The following is a 2702-nucleotide window of genomic DNA, read 5'->3' on the forward strand; positions in this document are numbered from 1 at the left end:
GCGGGCGCCCGCGGCCGGGGGCAACCCCGGGGGGGGCCCCGCCGCCCGCCGCCCCGGCCCCGCCCCCCGACTACCTCAGCAGTAACACATGCTCTGCAGGCAGGAGCTGCAACTGAAGCTGGTCCAGCCGGCCTCGGGACGCTTCGTGTCCACCTCGACCCGCACGTCGATGTCGAAGAGGTCGAAGAGGTCGTCGCTCTGCGGCTCGGCGAGCTCGGCATTGCGTTCGGGGGCAAGTGTGGGCATGGAGTTCTCCTTTGCTGGAACGGGGTGGGTCTGACGAGCAATCTGGCAGCCGCAACTCGAAGGAATCTTGAACCCCGCTTCGCTGAGGCCGTGACAAGTCCTCGGAGGAGGAGCCGCGCGCTTCGCGCATCGGCCTTGCTCCTACAGTGGAACGCCCGGTCAGCGGGTGTACCGCATCGCCACCAACGTGTGTCTGGACGCCCTCGCATCGGGCAAGCGGCGGGCGCTGCCGATGGACCTGTCCGGACCGAGCGGGGGCGGCGCCCCGCCGGCGCCCGCGCAGGAATCCTTGCTGTGGGTGGAACCCTGCCCCGCCGGCGATCCGGAGGCGGCCGCGACGGCGGGTGAGTCGGTCCGGTTGGCGTTCGTCGCCGCGCTGCAGCACCTGCCGCCCAGGCAGCGGGCCACGCTGATCCTGCGGGACGTCCTGGGCTTCTCGGCACGCGAGGTCGCCGACCTGCACAGCTGCACCGTCGCCTCGGCCAACAGTTCCCTGCAGCGGGCCCGCGCCACGCTGGCCGACCGCCGCCGGGCGACGGACGGGTCGGCCGCATTCGGCCAGTACCGCCCGCACGCCGACGGCACCGGCTTCGTGCCCTGGGCCCTCCAAGTCGTCGAGTTCCGCGGCGACCGGATCAGCGGCATTGCGGCCTACCGTGACACGGACCGCTTCTTCCCGCTTTTCGGCCTGCCGGACCGCCTGGGCGAGGTGTAGTCCGACGCAGCTCCGTCGACGACAGGCGTGTTCGGCGGGCTCGGCGGTGCCGGTGTCACAGCTGGGGGATGTACGGGGCGAGGCCGACGATGAGGATGGATCGCTCGCCCGGTCCCGGCTCGGAGCCGGTGCGAACCGGGCCGACGTGGTGGCTGACTCTGTGGTCGTGGACGGCGTAGCCGTCCAATGGATCGGTGAGGGTGAATTTGGCGTGGATGTCCGCCCACGGGTCCTCGGGCTGGAGGCCCGCGCTGCCCGGCGTGGCGATGACGTTCTGCCCACCCGTGACGTTGGTGCGGCTGATCAAGTGGGCGAAAGTGAACGTGCTGGCCGAACCTCCGTCCTGGTGCAGGCAGTTCGGGGAAGAAACGGCATCCTGGCCTGGGAGGTCGACGCCCAGCCTGATCAGGTGAACCCCAGCCCACAGCGGCCGTCTCGTCAGATCCCTCAGGGACAGGACCTGCTCGATGTCCCAGCGCAGGAGCCGCAGCAGCAGGGCGTTGCCGCGCAGCTCCTCGGGGATGTCGGGGAGCACGCGGAGCGTTCGCGGATGCTCAGGGTCGTCCTCGCCCTGGGAGAAATTGGTGACCGTACCGTGTACGGGGTCGGGGATTCCGGGGATCCAGGACAGTTCGTCCTTCCACGGCAGGTACACGGCATGGGAGTAGCGGCGGAACCGGTTCGTTCCCGGTGCGTACGGGTCGGGCGGCAGAGCTGTGAACCCGTCCCGGAGCTGGGCCAAGTCCCTCGCCGCGGAGCCGCCCGGGTCGATGCCGAGTTGCTCGGCACCGTAGCGGGCAAAGCCGTGCTCGCGCAGACCGTCCACTCCTGATGCGCCAGGACCCCTCGCATCAGAGTGCGACCGCCGCCGGGGCTCAGCATTTCCCACGTGTTCCTCCACCAGGTCACCACCACGGCCATTGCGCCGGCGGCCGTGCTGACCTTACGCACACCTCCCCCGGCAACGACCCGATAGCCCGAGCAGGCAGAGGGGTCCGGTCCCTGCACGGCGGCGGGCAGAGACGTCGTCGTGGCAGGCGCTGCGTTCGGCCACCCGCCCCACCCCCTCTATCAAAATGGCAGATTTTGTGAAGAATAGGGGTAATGATGACCGTTCTGGTGACGGGTGTGGCGGACGGTGCCGAGCTGGAAGCCCTCCGCGCTTGCATCCACACGGGGCCCCACTTCCGCATCGTTGCCCACGCGCACGAGGCCGACGTCGCCCTGGCGCAGGCCCGCGTGCTGCTTCCGGACATCGCCGTGGTCACCCTCCACCGTCCCGACGCTCAGGGGAAACGCGACCGTCGGACCCTCGTTCGCGCCCTTCGGTCCTTCGACCCTCCCACGGGGATCATCCTGCGCCGCGACCCGCACGAGACAGCCGAGGCGATCAGCCCAGGACTCGAGCCGGCCCAAGGGGCCATCCATGAGGTCCGACGTGCCGATCTCGACGCCCTCCACCACGCTCTGCTCTCCATCGGGCGCCGCCGAGCCAGCTGCAACATCGACCCCGCGGCGCACTGACCGCCCGGCGGGTATGAAAAAGCGCCCGGCCGGTATGTACCGGCCGGGCGTTTTCGTGTCCCCGTGTTCCGCTGGTGGTTTAGTACCAGTGGTGGTTCTGCCAGAAGGTCCACGCACCGGCAGGGCTGCCGTAGCGGGAGTTCATGTAGTCCAGGCCCCACTTGATCTGGGTGGCCGGGTTGGTCTTCCAGTCCGAGCCCGCCGAGGACATCTTCGA

General features: G+C 69.7%; 4 protein-coding genes and 1 pseudogene. 1 reads left to right on the forward strand and 4 read right to left on the reverse strand.

Going from position 1 to position 2702, the window contains the following annotated elements:
* Positions 1-75 precede the first annotated feature (75 nt).
* The gene (locus ACFVX6_RS40720) at positions 76-246 is read right to left on the reverse strand and encodes a hypothetical protein (RefSeq protein WP_389699628.1); all 171 of its coding nucleotides are present in this window, start codon (positions 244-246) and stop codon (positions 76-78) included.
* 166 nt (positions 247-412) lie between these two features.
* Between ACFVX6_RS40720 and ACFVX6_RS40725 the strand changes: the two genes are divergently transcribed.
* Positions 413-961 (forward strand): sigma factor-like helix-turn-helix DNA-binding protein, encoded by a 549-nt coding sequence (locus tag ACFVX6_RS40725; RefSeq protein WP_389699629.1) that lies wholly within the window; start codon positions 413-415, stop codon positions 959-961.
* A gap of 55 nt (positions 962-1016) precedes the next feature.
* Here ACFVX6_RS40725 and ACFVX6_RS40730 read toward each other — a convergent pair whose 3' ends face one another.
* The 3 genes and pseudogenes from ACFVX6_RS40730 to ACFVX6_RS40740 form a co-directional block, all read right to left on the reverse strand.
* Positions 1017-1787 (reverse strand): 2OG-Fe dioxygenase family protein, encoded by a 771-nt coding sequence (locus ACFVX6_RS40730; RefSeq protein ID WP_389699630.1) that lies wholly within the window; start codon positions 1785-1787, stop codon positions 1017-1019.
* 245 nt (positions 1788-2032) lie between these two features.
* On the reverse strand, positions 2033-2425 hold the full coding sequence (locus ACFVX6_RS40735; protein ID WP_389699631.1) for a hypothetical protein: 393 nt from the start codon (positions 2423-2425) through the stop codon (positions 2033-2035).
* Positions 2426-2564: 139 nt separating this feature from the next.
* Positions 2565-2702: pseudogene (locus ACFVX6_RS40740) on the reverse strand (lytic transglycosylase domain-containing protein); the annotation flags it as partial.

The sequence above is a fragment of the Streptomyces sp. NPDC058289 genome (assembly GCF_042880975.1).
Lineage (GTDB): Bacteria > Actinomycetota > Actinomycetes > Streptomycetales > Streptomycetaceae > Streptomyces > Streptomyces stoeckheimensis.

Bases quoted from the DNA above. Each gene is read 5' to 3' on its own strand.
- ACFVX6_RS40720 (WP_389699628.1), bottom strand. From the start codon at position 246: ATGCCCACACTTGCCCCCGAACGCAATGCCGAGCTCGCCGAGCCGCAG.